At 48.5% G+C, this 18,414-nt stretch carries 14 protein-coding genes; 6 read left to right on the top strand and 8 right to left on the bottom strand.

Going from position 1 to position 18,414, the window contains the following annotated elements; translation table 11 throughout:
• On the bottom strand, nt 1–1,128 hold the full coding sequence (locus tag AC1XUF_RS03670; RefSeq protein ID WP_483340303.1) for a metallophosphoesterase family protein: 1,128 nt from the start codon (nt 1,126–1,128) through the stop codon (nt 1–3).
• 163 nt (nt 1,129–1,291) lie between these two features.
• Entirely contained in the window at nt 1,292–2,380 is a 1,089-nt protein-coding gene (locus AC1XUF_RS03665) for a sulfatase-like hydrolase/transferase (RefSeq protein WP_483340302.1), read from the bottom strand.
• A 171-nt stretch (nt 2,381–2,551) separates the two neighbouring features.
• On the opposite strand from AC1XUF_RS03665, the gene AC1XUF_RS03660 reads away from it, so the two are divergent.
• Entirely contained in the window at nt 2,552–3,001 is a 450-nt protein-coding gene (locus tag AC1XUF_RS03660) for a nuclear transport factor 2 family protein (protein WP_483340301.1), read from the top strand.
• 10 nt (nt 3,002–3,011) lie between these two features.
• Here AC1XUF_RS03660 and AC1XUF_RS03655 read toward each other — a convergent pair whose 3' ends face one another.
• From AC1XUF_RS03655 to AC1XUF_RS03645, 3 genes are read right to left on the bottom strand one after another with little or no spacing between them, the layout of a single operon-like run.
• Nucleotides 3,012–3,416: a VOC family protein gene (locus tag AC1XUF_RS03655; protein WP_483340300.1), complete on the bottom strand. Its 405-nt coding sequence runs from the start codon at nt 3,414–3,416 to the stop codon at nt 3,012–3,014.
• A gap of 19 nt (nt 3,417–3,435) precedes the next feature.
• Nucleotides 3,436–3,813 (bottom strand): alpha/beta fold hydrolase, encoded by a 378-nt coding sequence (locus AC1XUF_RS03650; protein ID WP_483340299.1) that lies wholly within the window; start codon nt 3,811–3,813, stop codon nt 3,436–3,438.
• Nucleotides 3,814–3,834: 21 nt separating this feature from the next.
• The gene (locus AC1XUF_RS03645) at nt 3,835–4,308 is read right to left on the bottom strand and encodes an alpha/beta fold hydrolase (RefSeq protein ID WP_483340298.1); all 474 of its coding nucleotides are present in this window, start codon (nt 4,306–4,308) and stop codon (nt 3,835–3,837) included.
• 188 nt (nt 4,309–4,496) lie between these two features.
• Here AC1XUF_RS03645 and AC1XUF_RS03640 point away from each other — a divergent pair, with 188 nt between their 5' ends.
• The gene (locus tag AC1XUF_RS03640) at nt 4,497–5,468 is read left to right on the top strand and encodes a GlxA family transcriptional regulator (protein ID WP_483340297.1); all 972 of its coding nucleotides are present in this window, start codon (nt 4,497–4,499) and stop codon (nt 5,466–5,468) included.
• A gap of 153 nt (nt 5,469–5,621) precedes the next feature.
• Complete coding sequence (locus AC1XUF_RS03635) at nt 5,622–6,089, top strand: DUF4468 domain-containing protein (RefSeq protein WP_483340296.1); 468 nt, start codon at nt 5,622–5,624, stop codon at nt 6,087–6,089.
• Nucleotides 6,090–6,164: 75 nt separating this feature from the next.
• Here AC1XUF_RS03635 and AC1XUF_RS03630 read toward each other — a convergent pair whose 3' ends face one another.
• The 3 genes from AC1XUF_RS03630 to AC1XUF_RS03620 all read right to left on the bottom strand — a co-directional run bounded on the left by AC1XUF_RS03630 (nt 6,165) and on the right by AC1XUF_RS03620 (nt 12,421).
• Nucleotides 6,165–7,643, bottom strand: coding sequence for a DUF1501 domain-containing protein (locus AC1XUF_RS03630; RefSeq protein ID WP_483340295.1), 1,479 nt, complete (start codon nt 7,641–7,643; stop codon nt 6,165–6,167).
• An 11-nt stretch (nt 7,644–7,654) separates the two neighbouring features.
• Nucleotides 7,655–10,918, bottom strand: coding sequence for a DUF1553 domain-containing protein (locus AC1XUF_RS03625; RefSeq protein WP_483340294.1), 3,264 nt, complete (start codon nt 10,916–10,918; stop codon nt 7,655–7,657).
• A 135-nt stretch (nt 10,919–11,053) separates the two neighbouring features.
• Complete coding sequence (locus AC1XUF_RS03620) at nt 11,054–12,421, bottom strand: glycoside hydrolase family 140 protein (protein ID WP_483340293.1); 1,368 nt, start codon at nt 12,419–12,421, stop codon at nt 11,054–11,056.
• 475 nt (nt 12,422–12,896) lie between these two features.
• Here AC1XUF_RS03620 and AC1XUF_RS03615 point away from each other — a divergent pair, with 475 nt between their 5' ends.
• The 3 genes from AC1XUF_RS03615 (at nt 12,897) to AC1XUF_RS03605 (ending at nt 18,414) form a co-directional block, all read left to right on the top strand.
• Entirely contained in the window at nt 12,897–13,787 is an 891-nt protein-coding gene (locus tag AC1XUF_RS03615) for an alpha/beta hydrolase (protein WP_483340292.1), read from the top strand.
• 453 nt (nt 13,788–14,240) lie between these two features.
• Nucleotides 14,241–16,583 (top strand): GumC family protein, encoded by a 2,343-nt coding sequence (locus tag AC1XUF_RS03610; RefSeq protein WP_483340291.1) that lies wholly within the window; start codon nt 14,241–14,243, stop codon nt 16,581–16,583.
• A gap of 100 nt (nt 16,584–16,683) precedes the next feature.
• Nucleotides 16,684–18,414: an HAD-IIIC family phosphatase gene (locus AC1XUF_RS03605; protein ID WP_483340290.1), complete on the top strand. Its 1,731-nt coding sequence runs from the start codon at nt 16,684–16,686 to the stop codon at nt 18,412–18,414.

Here is an 18,414-nt window from a genome sequence, read left to right as displayed (position 1 = left end):
TCACCGGACTTCCACTACAAAATGGTCGGTCAAAACGGCTTTCATGCCGGGCCCTATCCGTTTTTCGTGTGGTAGCGTATAAAATTCAACCCGGACAGTGACACCATCGCCTGACTTTTCGATCATTACTTTCAGAAAGCCATGCTTGGTGTCACAATAGTTTTCCAGGTGCACCTGGTTGAATAATGCGTTACTGGCTGTAAACCGGCTATCGTAAGTCGACGCCACCGGGTGAAGCTCATCATATCCGCCTCCGCCGCAAACTACAAAAGGCAATGTCTTGCCGCCAGGATAACGTTTGGTAAAGCGTTGATAATTATGCACATGACCACTGAAAACGACATCTGGGCGAATGCCTGTTTGTTCAAAAACCCCTTCCAGAAACCTGATCATCGCCAAACTGGACCCGTGGTTGACATCTGCTGAATAAGGTGAATGGTGCATCGCCAGCAGAACTGCTTTTCCGGGCCTTCCCGCATCCGCATTACGCAGTTCTTCAATCAGCCACTGGCGCTGATCCGGCGTGATCACACCAAACTTAGTGACATTGCAATAGAGCCCGATGATGTGGGCAACAGGCGTCACCAGCGTCCAGTATACATGGGGCTGCACCATACTTTTTCGCTCCGCGCCACCACTGAATGATACCGTTTGGGGATGTGTATCGCAAAAAACTGCCCTGAACGCGTCCAGGCTTTCGTACCTGACCTTGCTGTCGGGGTTGATATCGCTGTCGTGGTTTCCGGGAATGGCGAAAATAGGGCCCGGATATTTTTGATAAGGGTCAAAAAATTGGCGCTTGTATTGGCTCGCCTCACCGTAATTATAAACGACATCTCCCAAATGATACAAAAACTGAGGCTGCAGGCCGGTGTCCTCCGTTTTCTCATACTGCCGGATCATTTCAGAAACCACCAGCTTCTGAAAATCAGAATTGTAAAGGCTGCCCGTGTCGCCCAGCATGTGAAAAGCGAGCTGGTCAGGATCGGGGACCGGCTGTATGCTGGTTAAATCCAGTCGAAAAGGATAAGTCCCCGACGGGGGTGGAACCGGCTGAAACTTGTAGCTATCGTCCGGCTGGTTTTTCTTCAGAACAGGTGTGGTATATGTTGGGCCAAAAAAGGACATTGTCGGGGAGATAGTTGCAAGCGATGCTTCAGAAAAGGGCTTGTTTTAACCAATTATATACCCGACTAACCGTGAAAAGTGCATATAGGTTTTGAAAAACAGTTTTAAATTCAATTTTCGCGACGATATCTTCGAAAAATCCATTCGCGATAACTCGTTACTGCTATTTGGTAACCGTCCTCAGAGGCTCCCCTACCGGATGATTTGCAGTAAACGTGAGACCTAGCAATTGAGCGGCAGTCTGGGCGAATTGATCCTGGTAGATCTGCATCTCACTTTTCATCTCGCCTCCCGCCGGCGTATCCGGACCGATAATCGCCAGCCAGGTTTGATTCGATCCGGGAGCCGATGAACCGTGACTTGTCCAAAGCTTTTCAACGCCGCGGCCGTGATCGGGATAAATCATCAAAGTTGTATTGTCTTTGTAAAAAGGATCATTTTGAAGGGTGTTCCAAAGTTTCCCGATCATGGCATCCAGGTAATGGGCTGCGTCCATATAGGAATCGTATTGGCCCGCGTGGGCAAAATCGTCGGGATCGGCAAAATCGATATGTACGACCCTCGGATGGTTGGCCGCAATATAAGCCCTCGTCATCGCGTAGGTCGTCAGGTCGAAACGGACCCCTTTTCCGTAATATTCCGGCAAATAATCCTGCAGCTCATTCACCAGTACCTGCGACTCAGACATCCTGGTCGCTTTCAGCGGCTCATTGGCCACATTGACCAGCATGCCGTTCCTGTCGCGGTTCAGGATTTTCGAAAGGGCCTCCCAGGAGGCGAATGTGACCACTTTTCCCTCGAAGCCCCTGTGCTTGTTGATAAATTCCAGCACATTTTCGTTAGGGTTGTTGGGATAGCTGTTGCTGTTGATTTGCGGGTCATAATATCCGCAAAGGGTTTCACTTCTGCCTGGATAGGAGAACCAGTATTTGTTGCGGACATTCACCAGGTTTCCCACATCGCGGTTGCCATAGAGCTGACCTTTTTTCACCAGTTCATTCCAGAAAAACGGCATGAGTTTGACCCGACGTTCCTGTGGGGTAGCAGCCCAGTACTTTTTTGCGAAAGCTGCCGAATCCTGTTTACGGTACTTCTTGTTAAAGATCAAAAGCGAATCCGCTCCGTGAAATACCTCCTGCCACCGATAACCATCGATCGAAATGAGGACCAGGTTTTTTGTTTTTTTCTGCTGGCAAAGACCATCCGTGCCAATGAGTAAAAATGCCAATATGGCCAGCAACGACCTTGTCATATTCCGTAAGTGAAGGTTAACTGATCAAATTTGATGACCGACCGCGGGATGCTGCCTGCCAATTCAACCAAAAGTAATGGGTTAGTGAGAGACAGAGTTTATGGAAATGTTAAATAATATTAACTTATTCGCGCTATTTTTCGAAGCTTTTAACCAAAAAATCCTCACACAATGAAACGTGCAACACTCCTGTTTACGCTCCTCACTTTGATCGCCGCTTGCCAGTCCGAACAGCCCACAGAAACGGTCAATGACAATGAAGACCTGGTCACGAAGTATTTTGAACATTTCAATAAGCACGAATGGGAAAAAATGGCGGCCATGTACGTCGATACGGCCGAATTCAAAGATCCGTCGTTCGGAAATGAGATCGTAAGGCAAACCCATGAGCAGACTGTAAAAAAATACAGTGAACTGGCCCAGGCATTTGCCGATATCAAAGATTCGGTCGTGGCCGTTTATCCTTCAGGGCTTGACCATATGATTGTCGAGTTCATTTCAACAGGAACGGCTCCCGACAGCACGAGGTTCTCCTTACCAATTTGTACGGTTTTCACTTTCAATAAAGGCTTGATTACAAAGGATTACACTTATTACGATAATCAGGAACAGCCGAAATAAGAGGAAATTCTCAACTCCCGGCAGTAAAAATCCATTGCACGGCATAACGGTCTTTCAGGGATGCCCACTGGCCGTTTGCCGGATTTCGTGAAAAGGGATTGGTAACCTCTCCTTGTTTGGACAACTTGTTGAAAACGGCCTTTAACTCCTCATTCTGCGCGATGCTGATCAACAACGAAATGCTGTTCCCGTTGGACAGCTCGTCCTCTGTGGGCATATCGGAAGCAAACAAACGGATATGTTCGGATACCAGGCTTGCGTGCAGTACCAACTGTTTCATCTCAAATGGCAAATCCCGTCCGTAGGGAGCTTCACCCAGGTATCTGAAATGAAGCTCCCCTCCGAAACAGAACTGGTAAAAGCGCATCGCTTCCTTGCAATTTCCGTTAAATGTAAGGAAGGGGTATGTCGGCATAAAACATCTTAATCGGTTATTATAAAGCTTGTTTGAGAAACGGGTTGATCAGCTCAGCCAGTCGGGCGGTCTGCATCATCAGTGTTACGTGCGACGTACATGGCACCATCGCCCACTGCGATTTGGGATTACCTGACATGTCGGCAAAAACCCCGCCGCCGAAAGTCTTGTACAATTCGCTGGTATGCGCGTAGTCCACCCCGTCATTATCCCCGCTGATGATCAGGATGGGTGCATTTATTTTCTTTACATTTTCGATCCCCAAGTCAAAAGGCTGGTTATCTAATTTCAACAGTTTAGCAACAAACTGGTCCCAATGGGCCTTATCTGGTGCTACTTTGTCATACCCGGCTTTCAAAGGAGTGTTCGTAAGAAACTGGGGCTGCATATGGGCCATGGCGTCCCGTACCGGTTTAGTCTAGCCGTCAGATTTGAATACGGATGAAATGAATACAATCTTTTTGATTTTTTCGGGCTCTTGAATGGCAAGCTCCAGGGCGACAGTAGCGACCAAGCTATGGCCCATCACACTGGCCCGGTCGATTTTCAGGTAATCCAATAGCCCGGCCACGTCGCTTGCCAGGGCCGGGAAACTAAATGCCCTGTCGGTATCGGCTGTGTGTCCGTGCGCTTGCATTTCAACGGCTATTACCTTGTGATTTTTTGTCAGCTCAGGCATCAGCAGGCTCCAATTGAGGTCAATGGTCATGAAACTTCCGTGCAGCAGGATCAACGGCTCACCGGCCCCCTGGATCTCGTAATACATTTTCACCCCGTTGACCTGCGCATATCCTGTCGTTTTCATAGCTAATGGGTTTTGGGCTTTGGTGACTGAATCAGTCCCGAGAGAAATAGCAAGCAGTGAAAAAGCAAATAGTCTGAAGGTTTTCATTTTCGATTGATGTTTAGGCGTCAACTTTTCAATTAAACTTCAAAGTTGTAATCTGTCAACTGCTCCGGAATTGACACTACAAAATTGCGTCGGTATCACCAGAAACCAGGGGTGTAAAAGCGCCTTTCCAGGGGGGTGAAAATGCCAGAGTATTTTCTTTATATTTGGCGATCCCAAATCCTTTCAGTATGAAACATATATCAGTGTATGTGCCGAGGCGTGCCTATATGGAAGCCGTGACGCCCGCCTACCGGCTGTTCAACGCCGCCAATGACCTGGGCAAAACCATGGGCCTCAGCCCAATGTTCCAGGTAGAATTCGTTGGCTTAAGCAAGGACATCAAAGCGCAGGAAGGTGAATACACCGTCCATATAGACCGTTTGCTGAGTGATGTAGAGGATACGGATCTGGTGATTGTCCCGGCATTGTGCGGTAATTTGAGTGATTCGGTCGAACAGAACAGGGAAGCGATTCCCTGGATGCTGCGGATGCACGACAGGGGTTCCGAAATCGCGTCCCTTTGTCTCGGCGCATTTCTTCTGGGCGCAACAGGCCTGCTGGATGGTAAAAAGTGTTCGACACACTGGGCTTATTACGATGAATTCAGGGATTTATACCCTCAGATTGAAGTGGTTGACGGAACTATCATCACCGACGAAGGCAAGATCTACTCTAGCGGCGGTGCGAATTCGATCTGGAACCTGCTGATCTATCTTTTGGAAAAATATACAAGCCGTGACCTGGCCATCCTGGCCGCCAAATTCTTTGCAATAGATATTGACCGCGATAACCAGCGCGCATTTACCATTTTTCGCGGTCAGAAAGGCCATCCCGACAACGAAATCCGCGCCATCCAGGATTACATTGAAAAAAACTACGCCGAAAAATTAAGCATCCTGGAACTGGCCGACATCGCGAACGTGAGTCGAAGGAGTTTTGAGAGGAGGTTCAAAACAGCTACCAGTAATACGATCAACGAGTATGTCAGACGGGTTCGGATTGAAGCAGCCAAACGCAGTTTCGAAGCCTCGCGCAAAAATGTCACAGAGGTAATGTTCGATGTGGGCTATACGGACACTAAAGCCTTCCGTGACGTTTTTAAAAAGGTAACCGGTCTCACTCCGGTCGAATACCGGAACAAATACAGCAAAGAAAACTAGGACAGCTTCCTGATAGTAATATTTTTTGCCGCTGGATAATTTAGAATACACAAATCTTGATCGTATGATCACCTTTGCGCATTCAAAAACCAGCATCCCAAATCGAGCAGCAAAATGTTAAAACTATCTTTTTTCACCCTTGTTCTTATTTTTTTGACAACAGTATCAGCGGTCTCGCAAGATTCACCAGCGACTAAAAAAATCTCTTATTCTGAAACCGTCGACTGCGGTGCCGTCACACAGGCAGAATTATTCAGGCGAGCCAGATTATCGATTGCCCAGGCTTTTCCCTACGGTCAAATACTCCTTGCGGACAAAGAGACAGGCGATATTGCGGTCTACGGAAATGTGTCTGTCGATTTTACGGGTTCGAAAAGTCCAATTCAAGGTTTCTATTCCTTTCATTTCGTACTGGCGGTGGAATGCGTAAACAGAAAGTACCGCGCAACAATTGAGACGCGTGAATACGACGACATTATTGTAAGCAAATCCGCATCATCGGAAAAATCATCGCCGAAGTACAGTGAAGAGCTCAATGCTGCCAGAGGACAACTTGAAACAAAATTCAAGGCTATACTTGCAGATTTACAGCAAGGTGTAAAGGATTACAAACCTTTCTGATTTAACCTAATCATAAAAAATCCTGCAATGCGACGGCAGCCGTCATATGGCAGGATTTTTTTATGACCACAAATTTCAGGCAAGCAGCGGCTTCACCACCTTGCCATGCACATCGGTGAGCCGGTACCTTCTGCCTTGGTGTTTGAAGATCAGCTGCTCATGGTCTACACCCATTAAATGCATTACGGTCGCCTGAAAATCGTGCACATGCACCGGGTCCTTGACAACGTTATATCCAAATTCGTCCGTTTGCCCGTACACAAATCCTTTCTTAACCCCCGCCCCTGCCATCCAGATCGTGAAGCTGCGCGGATGGTGGTCGCGGCCATAGTTGTCTTTCGTAAGTTTTCCCTGTGAATATGCGCCACGTCCGAATTCGCCCCCCCAAACCACAAGCGTTTCGTCCAATAATCCTCTCTGTTTCAAGTCGGTGATCAATGCAGCCGAGGCCTGGTCCACGCTTTTAGCCATCGTTTTTATATCATTGGGCAGATTTCCGTGCTGGTCCCAGCCCTGGTGGTACAACTGGACGAATTTCACATCCTTTTCAATCAGTTTTCTTGCCAGCAAACAGTTGGCAGCAAAGGTGCCAGGCTTACGCGATTCTTCTCCGTATAAGTCAAAAATATAGCCTGGCTCTTTAGAAATATCCATGGTTTCGGGAACGGCAGTCTGCATGCGGTACGCCATTTCATACTGTGCCATCCGGTAATTGATCTCGGGGTCAAGGATCTTCTCAAATTGTCCCTGCTGCAATTTCGCAAGCGAGTTCAGCATGCGTCTGCGGCTGGTGCGGTCAATGCCCTCAGGATTATTGAGGTAAAAAACCGGGTCAGGTCCGGAGCGAAAAACTACTCCCTGGTGCACAGACGGCAGGAAACCATTGCTCCATAGCTTGGCATAAAGCGGCTGGTCCCCTCCCCTGCCTTTGGACAACAGCACAACAAACGAAGGCATATTTTGGTTATCGGACCCTAAGCCGTAGCTGATCCAGGAACCCCAGGAAGGGCGCCCGCCCTGTTGGCTGCCGGTTTGGAAAAACGTCACCGCCGGATCGTGGTTGATCGCTTCTGTAAACATGGAACGAATGAACGTTACATCGTTCACAATGCTGGATGTGTATGGAAGCAACTCACTGATCATCATATCGCTATCCCCGTGCCGGGCAAACTTGTACTTGGAAGCCGCCAGCGGAAAGCTGCTTTGTCCGGCCGTCATGCCGGTCAGGCGCTGGCCCTTCCGGACGGACTCCGGCAGGTCCTTGCCCCACATTTCTTCCAGTTTGGGCTTGTAGTCGAAGAGTTCGAGCTGGGAAGGCGCGCCGCTCTGGAAAAGGTAAATGATCCGTTTGGCTTTCGGTGGAAAATGAGGATGTCCCAAAGGTAATCCCGTGGCTTCAGTCCCAGGCTGCACGATCTTTTTGGCCATCGAGTTATCCGCATTCAGCAGGGAAGCCATCGCCGCTGCCCCCAGACCGAGGCTGGTTTTGGATAGAAAATTACGCCGGCTCAACTGCTCGTGGACGTGGTTTTCAAGTTCTTTATAAAAGCTCATGCTGTTGCTTATTATCTCTTGATCAAAAATTCATCAAAATTCATGACCGTGCTCGACACGATCGTGCCTGCCGCAAGCTGCACCGGGTTAAGACTCTTATCCACAGGATATTCGCCCGCCGCCAGGATCGATTTTACCCGTTTGGGGTTGCGACTGAAATCGCTGTACTCTTCTTCGTATAATTCCTTCAGAATCTGCCTTTCTCTCGGATCGGGCTGGCGGCTTGTCAGTGCTGTGAATGCATAAGTAATCTGGTCGTCAAGTGTTTTACCTTGTTTCAGCATCCTTTGCGCCAATACCCTGGATGCTTCCACAAACTGAGGGTCATTCATCACCACCAATGCCTGCAAAGGCGTGCTGGTTTTTTGTCTTTTGGTTACACAAAAATGCCTTTCTGCCGCGTCGAAATTCAGCATCATCGGCGGAGGAGAACTCCTCTTCCAGATCGTGTAGAGGCTTCGGCGGTACAGGGTGTCACCGTGCTGTTGTTTGTAAGTTACTTCGTTGCGGGTTGCCAGCGCTTCCCAAAGTCCAGAGGGCTGGTAAGGACGCGTACTTTGCCCTCCGATCTTTTGTGTAAGCAATCCGCTGGATGCCAAAGCGTTATCACGGATTTGTTCTGCACTCATCCGGTAACTCGGCCCGCGCGCGTACAGCCGGTTATCTGGGTCGACCTCCTTCATTTTGGGATCAATATTGGAAGATTGGCGATAGGTGGCTGAGGTCACGATCAGTTTTTGCATCGCTTTCACATTCCAGCCCGATTCGCGGAAGGTCACCGCGAGGTAGTCCAGTAATTCCGGATGCGTCGGCAGCTCGCCCTGGTTTCCAAAATCGTCACTCGATACCACTAATCCTTTCCCAAAATACATCATCCAGAAACGGTTTACTGTAACGCGGGTAAACAAGGGATGGTCTTCATGGAGCAGCCACCGGGCCAGTCCAAGTCGGTTTTTCGGAAAATCTTCGGGTATTTTGAAAAAGCTGTCAGGTGTGTCCGTGGTAACCTGCTTGCCCGGCGCGTCGTAGGCCCCGCGGTTCAGAATGAAGGTTTTCCGCGGGAACTTCCGTTCACGCATCACCATCACGTCAATTTGTTGATCCAGGATTTCAGTTTCCTCGGCAATGAGCTTTCGGCTTTCGGCAATCGTTTTTTTGAAATCCGGGTCAAAATTGGTCAGATAATATTCTTTTAATGCCAAAAGCTGTTCCGGCTTGATTTGCGAAGGCGGTATCTTTAATGCATTGACTAACTCATTTTTGAAAGAATACATACCGAGCATTTCCAGCGGGGTCAATGCTTTTTTATAAATCCTGAATTCGTCTACCTCAAAATTCTTCGTCCGCTGATCAGAAAGGCGTCCGATATTCAGGCGGTCGACGTACCAGTTCGTTTTGTTTTTACCGTAAAGAATACTTTCGGTAAGCTGATCATTGTACACAACCACTTTTGCCGGACGGCCATTGACATACAATTTCAGTCCCGCTGCCTTGCTCAAGCCATCGTACGAAAACCCGATGTGGGTCCATTTATTCATGGGAAACTTCTCAACCGTCCGGATTTCAATGGCGTTCTCCGGCCATACGTGGCTCATGATCAGCTTAATTTTTCCATCCTTCTCCCGGAACACGTTCCAACCCCGGTAGCCGTTCATGACCCCGTTGGATTTATGTAAAAGCGAGCCGGTCACTTTCGGATCGTGGAGATTAAGCCAGATACTGATGCTGAATGCCTGGTGCCGGTCAAAAAATGCGAACGTATCGCCAAACGCAACCGCATTCTCTCCGAAGATATACCGCGCCCTCCCTAATCTGCCGCGACGTGGGGCCACATTCGACAGGCTGTCGTCGCCTTCAGCAGTCGCTTTGTGCCTGGGGTTTGCAAGGTTCTGAAATTCCTTGCCCTGCGGTTCATCGAAATTAAAGTATCCTACCATATCAGACCTGTCCGGCGCGCTCGCTTTTTCAGGGTCTTTTCGGGCGGTGGCCAGCCAGTTCTGGAAATTTTGCTCCGCCAGCCTGACCCTGGCCGTCATGGCCGATTTTTCCTGAGCAAGATTCTGATGGATGAATCTCAGCTTTGCGTCTGCCTCGGGAGTCGGTAAAGTGATCGACGGGCTCGCCTCTCCATTGTAAGGGATCTGCCCGTTTTCATTGTTGTTATTAAAAAACGCGTAAAGCGAATAATAATCCTTGTGGCTGATCGGGTCATATTTATGATCGTGGCACCGCGCGCATTCTACGGTAATACCCAGAAATGTTTTGCCAAAAGTGTCCACACGATCAGAAACATAGGCGGTCCGGTACTCTTCGGGAATAATCCCGCCTTCCTGGCTTTGCTGGTGCATCCTGTTGAAACCGGTCGCTACCAGCTGGTCCCGCGTCGGGTTCGGCAGCATATCCCCTGCAAGCTGCCAGGTCACAAACTGGTCGTAAGGTTGGTTCTGATTAAAGGATTTGATCACCCAATCCCGGAAAGGCCAGGCTGTCCTCAAACCATCATCCTGGTAACCATGGGTATCGGCATACCGGGAGGCATCCAGCCAGGGCACCGCCATGTGCTCGCCATAGTGCGGGGACGCCAGCAACTGATCCACTACTTTTTCATAGGCATCGGGCGATTTATCAGCCATATAGCGCTGAACTTCCTCCGGAGTTGGCGGCAAGCCGGTCAGATCGAGGTAAACCCGACGAAGTAATGTGGTTTTTTCGGCTTCTCTGGCTGGGCTAATCCCTTTGTCTTCCAGCTTTCTGAGGATAAAGCGATCGATGGGATTTTTCACCCACCGCTCATTTTTAACCCCCGGCAGGTCAGGCCTGGTTACTTTGGTAAAAGCCCAATGCGGCTTGTATTCGGCACCTTCTTCGACCCAGCGGATCAAAATCGCTTTTTCTCTCGCCGTTAACGTCAAGTGTGATTCCGGTGTAGGCATGGTCACTTCCGGATCTTGGGACAGGATGCGGTGTACCAGCTCGCTGCTGCCCGGTTTCCCAGGTTCGATGGCTTTCAAACCGCTTTCTGCCTCTTTCTCATAGGCTACTTTTTGCACGTCAAGCCGCAGATTGACCTTCTGATGATTGGCATCCGGGCCGTGGCAGGCAAAGCAACGGTCGGAAAGGATTGGCTTGACGTCGTAAGTGTAATCGACAGGCGCCACCAATGTCGACATCTCCCTTTGCACATCCTCGGGCAGGTCGACTTTCTTCTCACAGGAAATAAAAGCATATCCCGCAACCGGCAGCAAAAGGCAGTATTTAAACCAGGAACTGAACATTAAGAATGTGAAGCGTTTTTGAGAAAGACCGGGCGTTATTTCTTAGAAAATAAATTTACTAGTTAAAAATACTGCTTTCATGACCAATCTGCAAAGGAATACTCTTTCACTGATTGATCTAAGAGAAACTTCCTCTCAGGGCTTTGGATAATTTTTGGATGCATCGTCCAAAACCAGTACCCAGTCTTGCCCATAGCCGGTGGTCGGCGGCATGTATTTGGTAACCGACTGGTTGTCAAAGGTTATTGCTTCCTTTGTCTTTCCGTTCCTGGGATCGTACCAGAATGCGGTGACTCGCTTTCCGGAAATCTTTCCCGGATTGACCGAAAACGGCTTTCCCGATGCGGTGTAAATCAATATAAAGTCCTTACCCCTGGTGGCCTGGACCCGGCCATTGGAAGCCATATCCCCTTCCACGATAACCGACTGGTCAGGGACACGATCAAGCACTGGCCTGGACTCAATAAGCTTCCGCACAAATTTCATTTCATTGGCCCCGGGCAGGTTAAGCGCCTGCTGCCAGAAAATGTTCGGCCCGTTCACAGCCTCGCGGCCTGGAGAATACATTTGCCAGATGTCGTGGCAGCCGTAAGTGTGCCCGAATGCACCCGCAAAGAGATCAAGGTACGCCGACTTTCTGACGTCATAAGCGCTGGACGTACCGTTTTCCTTTACGTTAAAACACACCGGGTGATCTTCATAGATGGGCTCGCCGTCCAAAACAGGTTTGATCAGCGGACGGTCATAAGACCTTTTGATTTGATCGTAAACAGGCGAGTCGCGGCAATGGCCGGTCTGGAACATGTTAAAGTCAAACCATTCGTCTTCATGAAACCATTCGCTGGCCCCTTCCCTGTTTGGCTGGGGGTGGTAGGTCATGAGCACCTTGTCGTTCCCCTCGGCACCTGTTGCGATGCCGGCTGCCATGGAACGCCATATTTCCACATCGCGGGTCCCTGCTCTCGGAAGCCGGTCTCCGCCTAACACCCAGATGAGATTTTTCCTGTTTTTATACCTGTTTCCCAGCCATTTGCCGTAAGTTCCCGCATTGGCTTCATTAAAAACCTCTGGCCCTTTTCCCCAGGTCGATTTAAACACCTTATCTCCCCAGGTAGGAAGAAATGCAATGGTGAGCCCGTATTCTGCGGCTTTGTCTATGATATAGTCGACATGTCTGAAATAGGCTTCATTGGGCTTCGTCGGATCGTTGTCGGTCAACGGCTTATCACCGTAGGTATTGGGCATTTCCAGCCCGTCGAATTCGGCCAGGGCAACTGCCTGGATTACCGTAAAACCCTGCGCTGCCCTTTTTGCAAGGTAATAATCGGCATCCTCCCGATCGAGGCGGTGAAACAATTCCCAGGCGGTATCCCCCAGCCAGAAAAACGGCTTACCGTCTTTCATGATATACCGTTTATTGCTGCTCACAGTAAACGTTTGCGCAAACACGCTGGCGCCTGCGGCGATCAACAGCAGGGCGGTAAAAATTCTGGCAAATCTCATGTCGTTATGATTATTCATTTCTGTTCTGACAAATGTATCCGAAGGCATCACAGGCGTGTCCTACTCGATACGGCCGTTTTTCTGACGGTAGGCACGAAAACGGAATTTCAGCGGCCAACAAGCCAGCACATGCTGATCTCTGAAAACGGCATTTGCTGAAAGTCACATTCGTGTTGACGCATCTTTAACTTAAAGCCTATTCACCCGACAGGCACCAATCCTTATAAATATGCTAATAAGAAGCATGTAAGAGGGCGAAATACTCTTTTTGGCAACAATTTGAACTATACCCTTTGGGGAAACCGGCAGCGCTGTGGTCAAAATCCAGGAGAAAGCCTGAAACCACTATCATTCAATTCAGTCAATAGCCGTAATGGCAACGGGCTGTCGGCGATTAGTGCTGATGTTGCCCGGGTAAAAAATGACAGTCTGATGCTTATTCAATTACCATAAACCTGGCAAACCCATTTTTGCTATGACACGTCCCTCATCCGCCGCACTACGTTCTGCGTTGCCTCTGCTCATTTGTGTGTTTTTGGTGGGTCAAACCGCCGTTGCCCAGCAAAAAAACACCATAATCCCGCTTTGGAGTAACGGTGTTCCCGGATTTGAGGACCGCCGGGCAGAGCCGGAATCGGCCAAGGATTACTGGGTCAAAAACATCCATAACCCTTCTTTGGAAGTAATCCTTCCTGCGGTAGGAACGGCAAATGGCACTGCCGTTGTGGTTTGCCCCGGGGGCGGCTTCAGGCTGCTGGTATATCATGCCGAAGGTAAAGAACCTGGCGAATACCTGGCTAAACTTGGAATTACTGTTTTCATATTGAAATACCGGCTTCCCCGGGAAGAGGGTTCGCCCTATTCGCTGGAGAAAACACCACGCGAAGATGCCCTGCGCGCCATGCGCACAGTGCGAAGCCTGTCCAAAACATACCAGATAGACCCCGCACGCGTAGGGATGCTTGGCTTTTCGGCAGGCGGCGAAGTGGTCGCAGCCGTGGCCTACGCCCCGGGCAAGGGCGATCCCGGTGCCAAAGACCCGATCGATCGTTTGGACGGGAAACCCGATTTTCAGATGCTGATTTATCCGGGACCGCTTGGAATACCCGAAACAGTGCCGCAGGATGCGCCGCCCGCATTTCTTTTAGCCGCTAATGACGATCCGTGCTGTGGTGTGACGACCGCAAGCCTGCTGGTTAAGTACCGCGAGGCGAAACGGCCTGTCGAGGCGCATCTTTACACAAAAGGCGATCATGGTTTCAATATGGGGAACCGCTCCAAGCTGCAGAGCATCAAATCCTGGCCGCAACGCATGGCCGACTGGCTTGCGGACAGCGGCTATCTTGAAAAGAAGGAATTAAAATAATCATTCATTCCTTTCCATTTACTTTTTTGCATTTAACCAAGTTTCCTAATCAGACGCCGGTGCCCGGCATTCTGACTTTATTCCTATTCTGCTACTCTAAATAGGCCGGAAACCTCAAAAATTCGTTTTAAAAAAACCCGGATTTCCCCTCGCTTACCCCGTATTCCCGGCAAGTCATCCCAAAAATATCGATGCATCTGCATTCTTAGATTAAGTTTGAAGTATTAGAAACGCGATGTCCGCGGTTTCCAATCCTTATCGCCAGCTCGAAAGATAAACATCGGCAAATCATACGCACACTGAATAGTTACGTCATTTATTTCAGCAGCAGATCCTGAATAATATGATGAAATACATATGAAGAGATCTCCAGTTACAGCTTGCATGTACAATACAGCATGATCGAAGATCTTAAATTGAAGTTATCCTACTCAACACAGAAAGAATAAGATTATGAGTACTAAACCCGTTCAGTTTACGACGTTTGCCATTCCGGAGAACACCAGTCCAATCACTGATCTCGGTAGTACTTTCAAAAAGTACCTTTATCACTGGCCCCTTTTCCTGATCGGAATGGCTGTTTCAATGGGTTTGCTTTTTGCCTATCTCAAAATGGTCAAGCCGGTCTATGAGATCAAGGCAACATTGCTTATCCAGGATGAAAAGAAAACCCCCGGCCAACAATCGCCCCTGAGTGAAATTGACCTGATCAATTCCTCCAAATTGATCGAAAATGAGGTCGAAGTATTCAAATCAAAACGACTGGTTTCACAGGTTGTGGAGGACCTGCAGCTTGGCATTAACTACCGGCAAAAAGACGGTTTGCTGACCAATGATTTATACGATTCCAGTCCTGTAAAACTGTCTTTTCTTGACCCGGCCGCAAAATCAATCCATGACAAAAAGGAATTGATTATGAAGGATGAAAATTCTTATATGCTGGTATTACCTGACGGAAATACAAAAGAACTATCATTTAAAAACAGCATTGGCTCCTGGAAAATCGAACCCACCCAAAACATTTCAAAATACAAGGGGGCAAGGATTATCATCCAGGTGACCGACCCTGAAAAAGTCGCTCTCGATTATCAGCGCATTATTAATGTAAATATCCCCAATAAATTATCCACCACGGTGGTCCTTTCCCTGGAAGATGAAGTTCCGCAAAGAGGAAAGGACGTATTGAACAGGCTTATTCTGAATTATAATTCCGCGTCCCGCGATGGCAAGATACTCCAGTCGAAAAGCACGCTGGATTTTCTGGACCAGCGTATCGATTCGCTTACAAGGGAGTTGACATTGGCGGAAAGAGGCATTGAAGATTATAAAAGCGACCGCGGATTGACAGACATCAGCCAGGACGCCCGAATCAGCCTGGAAAATATGCAGGCAAATGATACCCGCCTGAATGAAGTGAATGTGCAATTGAGTGTGATTGAGGGTATTGAGAGGTATATCAGTTCAGCTCAGAATTCCGGGGCGGTGCCCACTACGTTCGGGATCAACGATCCAGGCCTGGGCAAGCAGATCGAAATATTATCGGATCTGCAGCTGCAGCGTGACCGCCTGCTGGCCATTACCCCCGAGGGTAACCCCAAATTCGAAGCCATTAACAGGCAAATCGCGACTACGAAAGCCGGGATAAAGGCCAATGTCGCCAGCATCAGGGCATCGCTCAACGCTACCAGACAAAAGCTCCTGTCCTTCAACTCCGGTTTTAAATCGACGATCAAAACCATCCCCACTCAGGAACGCGAGTTTATCAATATCAAAAGGCAGCAGGCGATCAAGGAAAATCTCTACACCTACCTGCTTCAGAAACGGGAGGAAGTATCCGTAAGTTACGCGGCAACCCTCGCGGAGGATCGCGTGATCGACCAGGCGTATTCGGGGGCAGGCAAAAAGCCAAACCAGGCCGCTGCTATGGCAGCCGCCCTCCTGATGGGGTTCGTTTTGCCTGCGGCACTGATATTCAAAAGAAACAGCGGCAAAGTAACTGATTTGCAAGAGATTAAAAGTGCGTTAAAAGTCCCGGTCGTCAGCGAATTATCATTCGACGGCGCCAGCGACGCGGTCACTGTTAGTACAGGGACCACCGTAATGCGCGAGCAGTTCAGGTCGTTAAGGAGCAGGCTTTTTCATTTGCACGGGGAAAAAAAGAGCGGAAGGGTTACTTTGGTTACTTCCAGTCTGCCTGGTGAAGGCAAAAGCTTCGTGAGCAGTAACCTGAGTGCAGCACTTGCCTATTCAGGAAGAAAGACCATTATTCTTGAATTGGATTTGCGCAAACCCAAAATTGCTGAAGCATTCCATATCCGCAATGATGCAGCCGGGATCAGCGACTTCCTGGGCGGTCATGCAACGCTTTCCGATATCATCCAGCATACGGGCGTTGACGCCAATCTTCATCTGATCAGCAGTGGGTCACCGGTTCAAAATCCCTCGGAATTGCTGGAAGGCACCCGGCTGGCGGACCTGATTGGGATGCTCAGAAATATGTACGACGATATCATGATCGATAGTCCGCCGGTCAGGCTGGTTTCCGATGCATTGATCCTCTCCCGGCTGACCGACATTACACTGTACATTATCCGGCAGGGAGATACCGAAAAGGTAGAACTGGCATTTATTCAGGAACTATCCGCCCAAAACCAGCTCTCAGGAATGCACATTGTTTTCAACGGTATCCGGAGGATCAAATACGGATACGGTTATGATTATAGCAGATATAATTACCTGACTCCGCAACGTAAAATGTCAGGCTCCATATTCAGTAATTTTTCAGAAAGGTTCTAAGATCTTTCCCCGACGGAAAAAGGAACATTCGTTTCATTGCCTGAAATGCAGGATCAGCATTTCATATTAAATACTTCAACGTTATTAACACATCAGAAGAATGCTATTGACCCAGGATTTTAAAACCCTCAAAAAAAACCTCAAAAAGGATTTCTCTTCCTTAAAGAAAATAAAAGTAGCATTGCTCGGCGACACGGCCACGCAGTTCCTTACCCAATCGCTTCGTGGCGCAGGATTTGAATGTGGCTTTGACCTCGATATATGGGAAGCGGATTTTAACCAGATCGAAAGGCAGGTATTTGATCCAACCTCCGAATTATATGAAGTAAATCCCGAGATCGTCATTATTTTCAAATCCTCCCACAAATTGCTGGCCAAATACAGCAAACAGAAACCTGAAAAATACAGCACCCTAGCTGACGGAGAACTGGACGCAATTTCCAATATGCTGTCCGAAATCGACAGCAAACTCAACGCCCAGGTATTTTTCTATAACTATGCCGAAATAGACGACCACGTTTTTGGCAACTATGCCAATAAAACAGAATCTTCTTTTTTATACCAGCTTCGCAAGCTGAACTATCAATTAATGACGCTGGCTGTAACGCACAAGAATTTCCATTGCCTGGACCTGTCGTCGCTTCAAAACCAATACGGAAAAACGGCTTTATTCGATACGACCGTTTATATCAATACGGAAATGGTCCTCAGCATCGACATTCTTCCCCGTGTTGCAGGATTAACCCTGGATATGATATCCGCATTAAAAGGCAAATTCAAGAAATGTGTTGTGCTGGATCTTGACAATACCCTTTGGGGAGGTATCATTGGTGACGACGGAATGGAAAATATTCAGCTCGGCACGCTCGGGATCGGGAAAGCATTTACGGAATTCCAGTACTGGCTGAAAAAACTGAAGAACAGAGGCATTATCCTGACGGTATGCAGCAAAAATACCGAATCCATTGCCCGGGAGCCTTTTGAAAAACATCCCGACATGGTTCTACGTCCGGATGATATCGCCGTGTTCGTCGCCAACTGGGGCAATAAAGTAGACAATATCCGGCACATTCAGGGCATCCTCAATATCGGTTTCGATTCGATGGTGTTTCTGGATGATAATCCGTTCGAAAGAAACATCGTCAGAGAAGGTATCCCCGGCCTGACAGTCCCCGAACTCCCGGAAGACCCTGCCAATTACCTGGAATATCTCTATTCGCTCAACCTGTTCGAAACGGTTTCATTTTCGAGCGAAGACGCCGAAAGGACCAAGCAATATCAGGTTGAAGCACAACGGACATCGGTGCAGAAGCAATTCGCGAACGAGGACGAATTTCTCGAAAGCCTGAATATGGTTTCGGTGGTGGAGCCTTTCAACAAATTCAATACGCCGAGGGTAGCACAGCTTTCCCAGCGCTCCAATCAGTTCAACCTCAGGACTGTCAGGTATAGCGAAACGGACATCGAATTGGTCGCACAATCGCCCGAAAATCTTTCCCTTTCCTTTACGCTGGAAGACAAATTCGGAAGTAACGGGCTGATCAGCATCATTATCCTCAAAAAGGAGGAAAGCGACACGCTCTTTATTGATACCTGGCTCATGAGCTGCCGGGTTTTGAAACGGGGCATGGAAAACTTTGTATTGAACACCATTGTCGAATCCGCGAAAGATGCCGGCGCCAAATACATCAAAGGCGAATATATCCCCACCAATAAAAATGAAATGGTGAAAGACCATTATGCCAATCTTGGATTTGAGCAGCATAACGGGTACTGGACGCTAAACGTACCCGAATACAAGACAAAGAAATGTTTGATTAAAAAAAGATAA

Source organism: Dyadobacter sp. HNCC25DJ185, assembly GCF_056895195.1.
This window is presented reverse-complemented; position numbering and strand designations above follow the sequence as displayed.

What these genes read in the sequence shown, in the direction of transcription:
- AC1XUF_RS03615 (WP_483340292.1), top strand. Translation starts at nt 12,897, where the DNA reads ATGACACGTCCCTCATCCGCCGCACTACGTTCTGCGTTGCCTCTGCTC.
- AC1XUF_RS03630 (WP_483340295.1), bottom strand. Translation starts at nt 7,643, where the DNA reads ATGAGCTTTTATAAAGAACTTGAAAACCACGTCCACGAGCAGTTGAGC.
- AC1XUF_RS03605 (WP_483340290.1), top strand. Translation starts at nt 16,684, where the DNA reads ATGCTATTGACCCAGGATTTTAAAACCCTCAAAAAAAACCTCAAAAAG.
- AC1XUF_RS03655 (WP_483340300.1), bottom strand. Translation starts at nt 3,416, where the DNA reads ATGCCGACATACCCCTTCCTTACATTTAACGGAAATTGCAAGGAAGCG.
- AC1XUF_RS03660 (WP_483340301.1), top strand. Translation starts at nt 2,552, where the DNA reads ATGAAACGTGCAACACTCCTGTTTACGCTCCTCACTTTGATCGCCGCT.
- AC1XUF_RS03610 (WP_483340291.1), top strand. Translation starts at nt 14,241, where the DNA reads ATGAGTACTAAACCCGTTCAGTTTACGACGTTTGCCATTCCGGAGAAC.
- AC1XUF_RS03620 (WP_483340293.1), bottom strand. Translation starts at nt 12,421, where the DNA reads ATGAGATTTGCCAGAATTTTTACCGCCCTGCTGTTGATCGCCGCAGGC.
- AC1XUF_RS03625 (WP_483340294.1), bottom strand. Translation starts at nt 10,918, where the DNA reads ATGTTCAGTTCCTGGTTTAAATACTGCCTTTTGCTGCCGGTTGCGGGA.
- AC1XUF_RS03665 (WP_483340302.1), bottom strand. Translation starts at nt 2,380, where the DNA reads ATGACAAGGTCGTTGCTGGCCATATTGGCATTTTTACTCATTGGCACG.
- AC1XUF_RS03670 (WP_483340303.1), bottom strand. Translation starts at nt 1,128, where the DNA reads ATGTCCTTTTTTGGCCCAACATATACCACACCTGTTCTGAAGAAAAAC.
- AC1XUF_RS03650 (WP_483340299.1), bottom strand. Translation starts at nt 3,813, where the DNA reads ATGGCCCATATGCAGCCCCAGTTTCTTACGAACACTCCTTTGAAAGCC.
- AC1XUF_RS03645 (WP_483340298.1), bottom strand. Translation starts at nt 4,308, where the DNA reads ATGAAAACCTTCAGACTATTTGCTTTTTCACTGCTTGCTATTTCTCTC.
- AC1XUF_RS03640 (WP_483340297.1), top strand. Translation starts at nt 4,497, where the DNA reads ATGAAACATATATCAGTGTATGTGCCGAGGCGTGCCTATATGGAAGCC.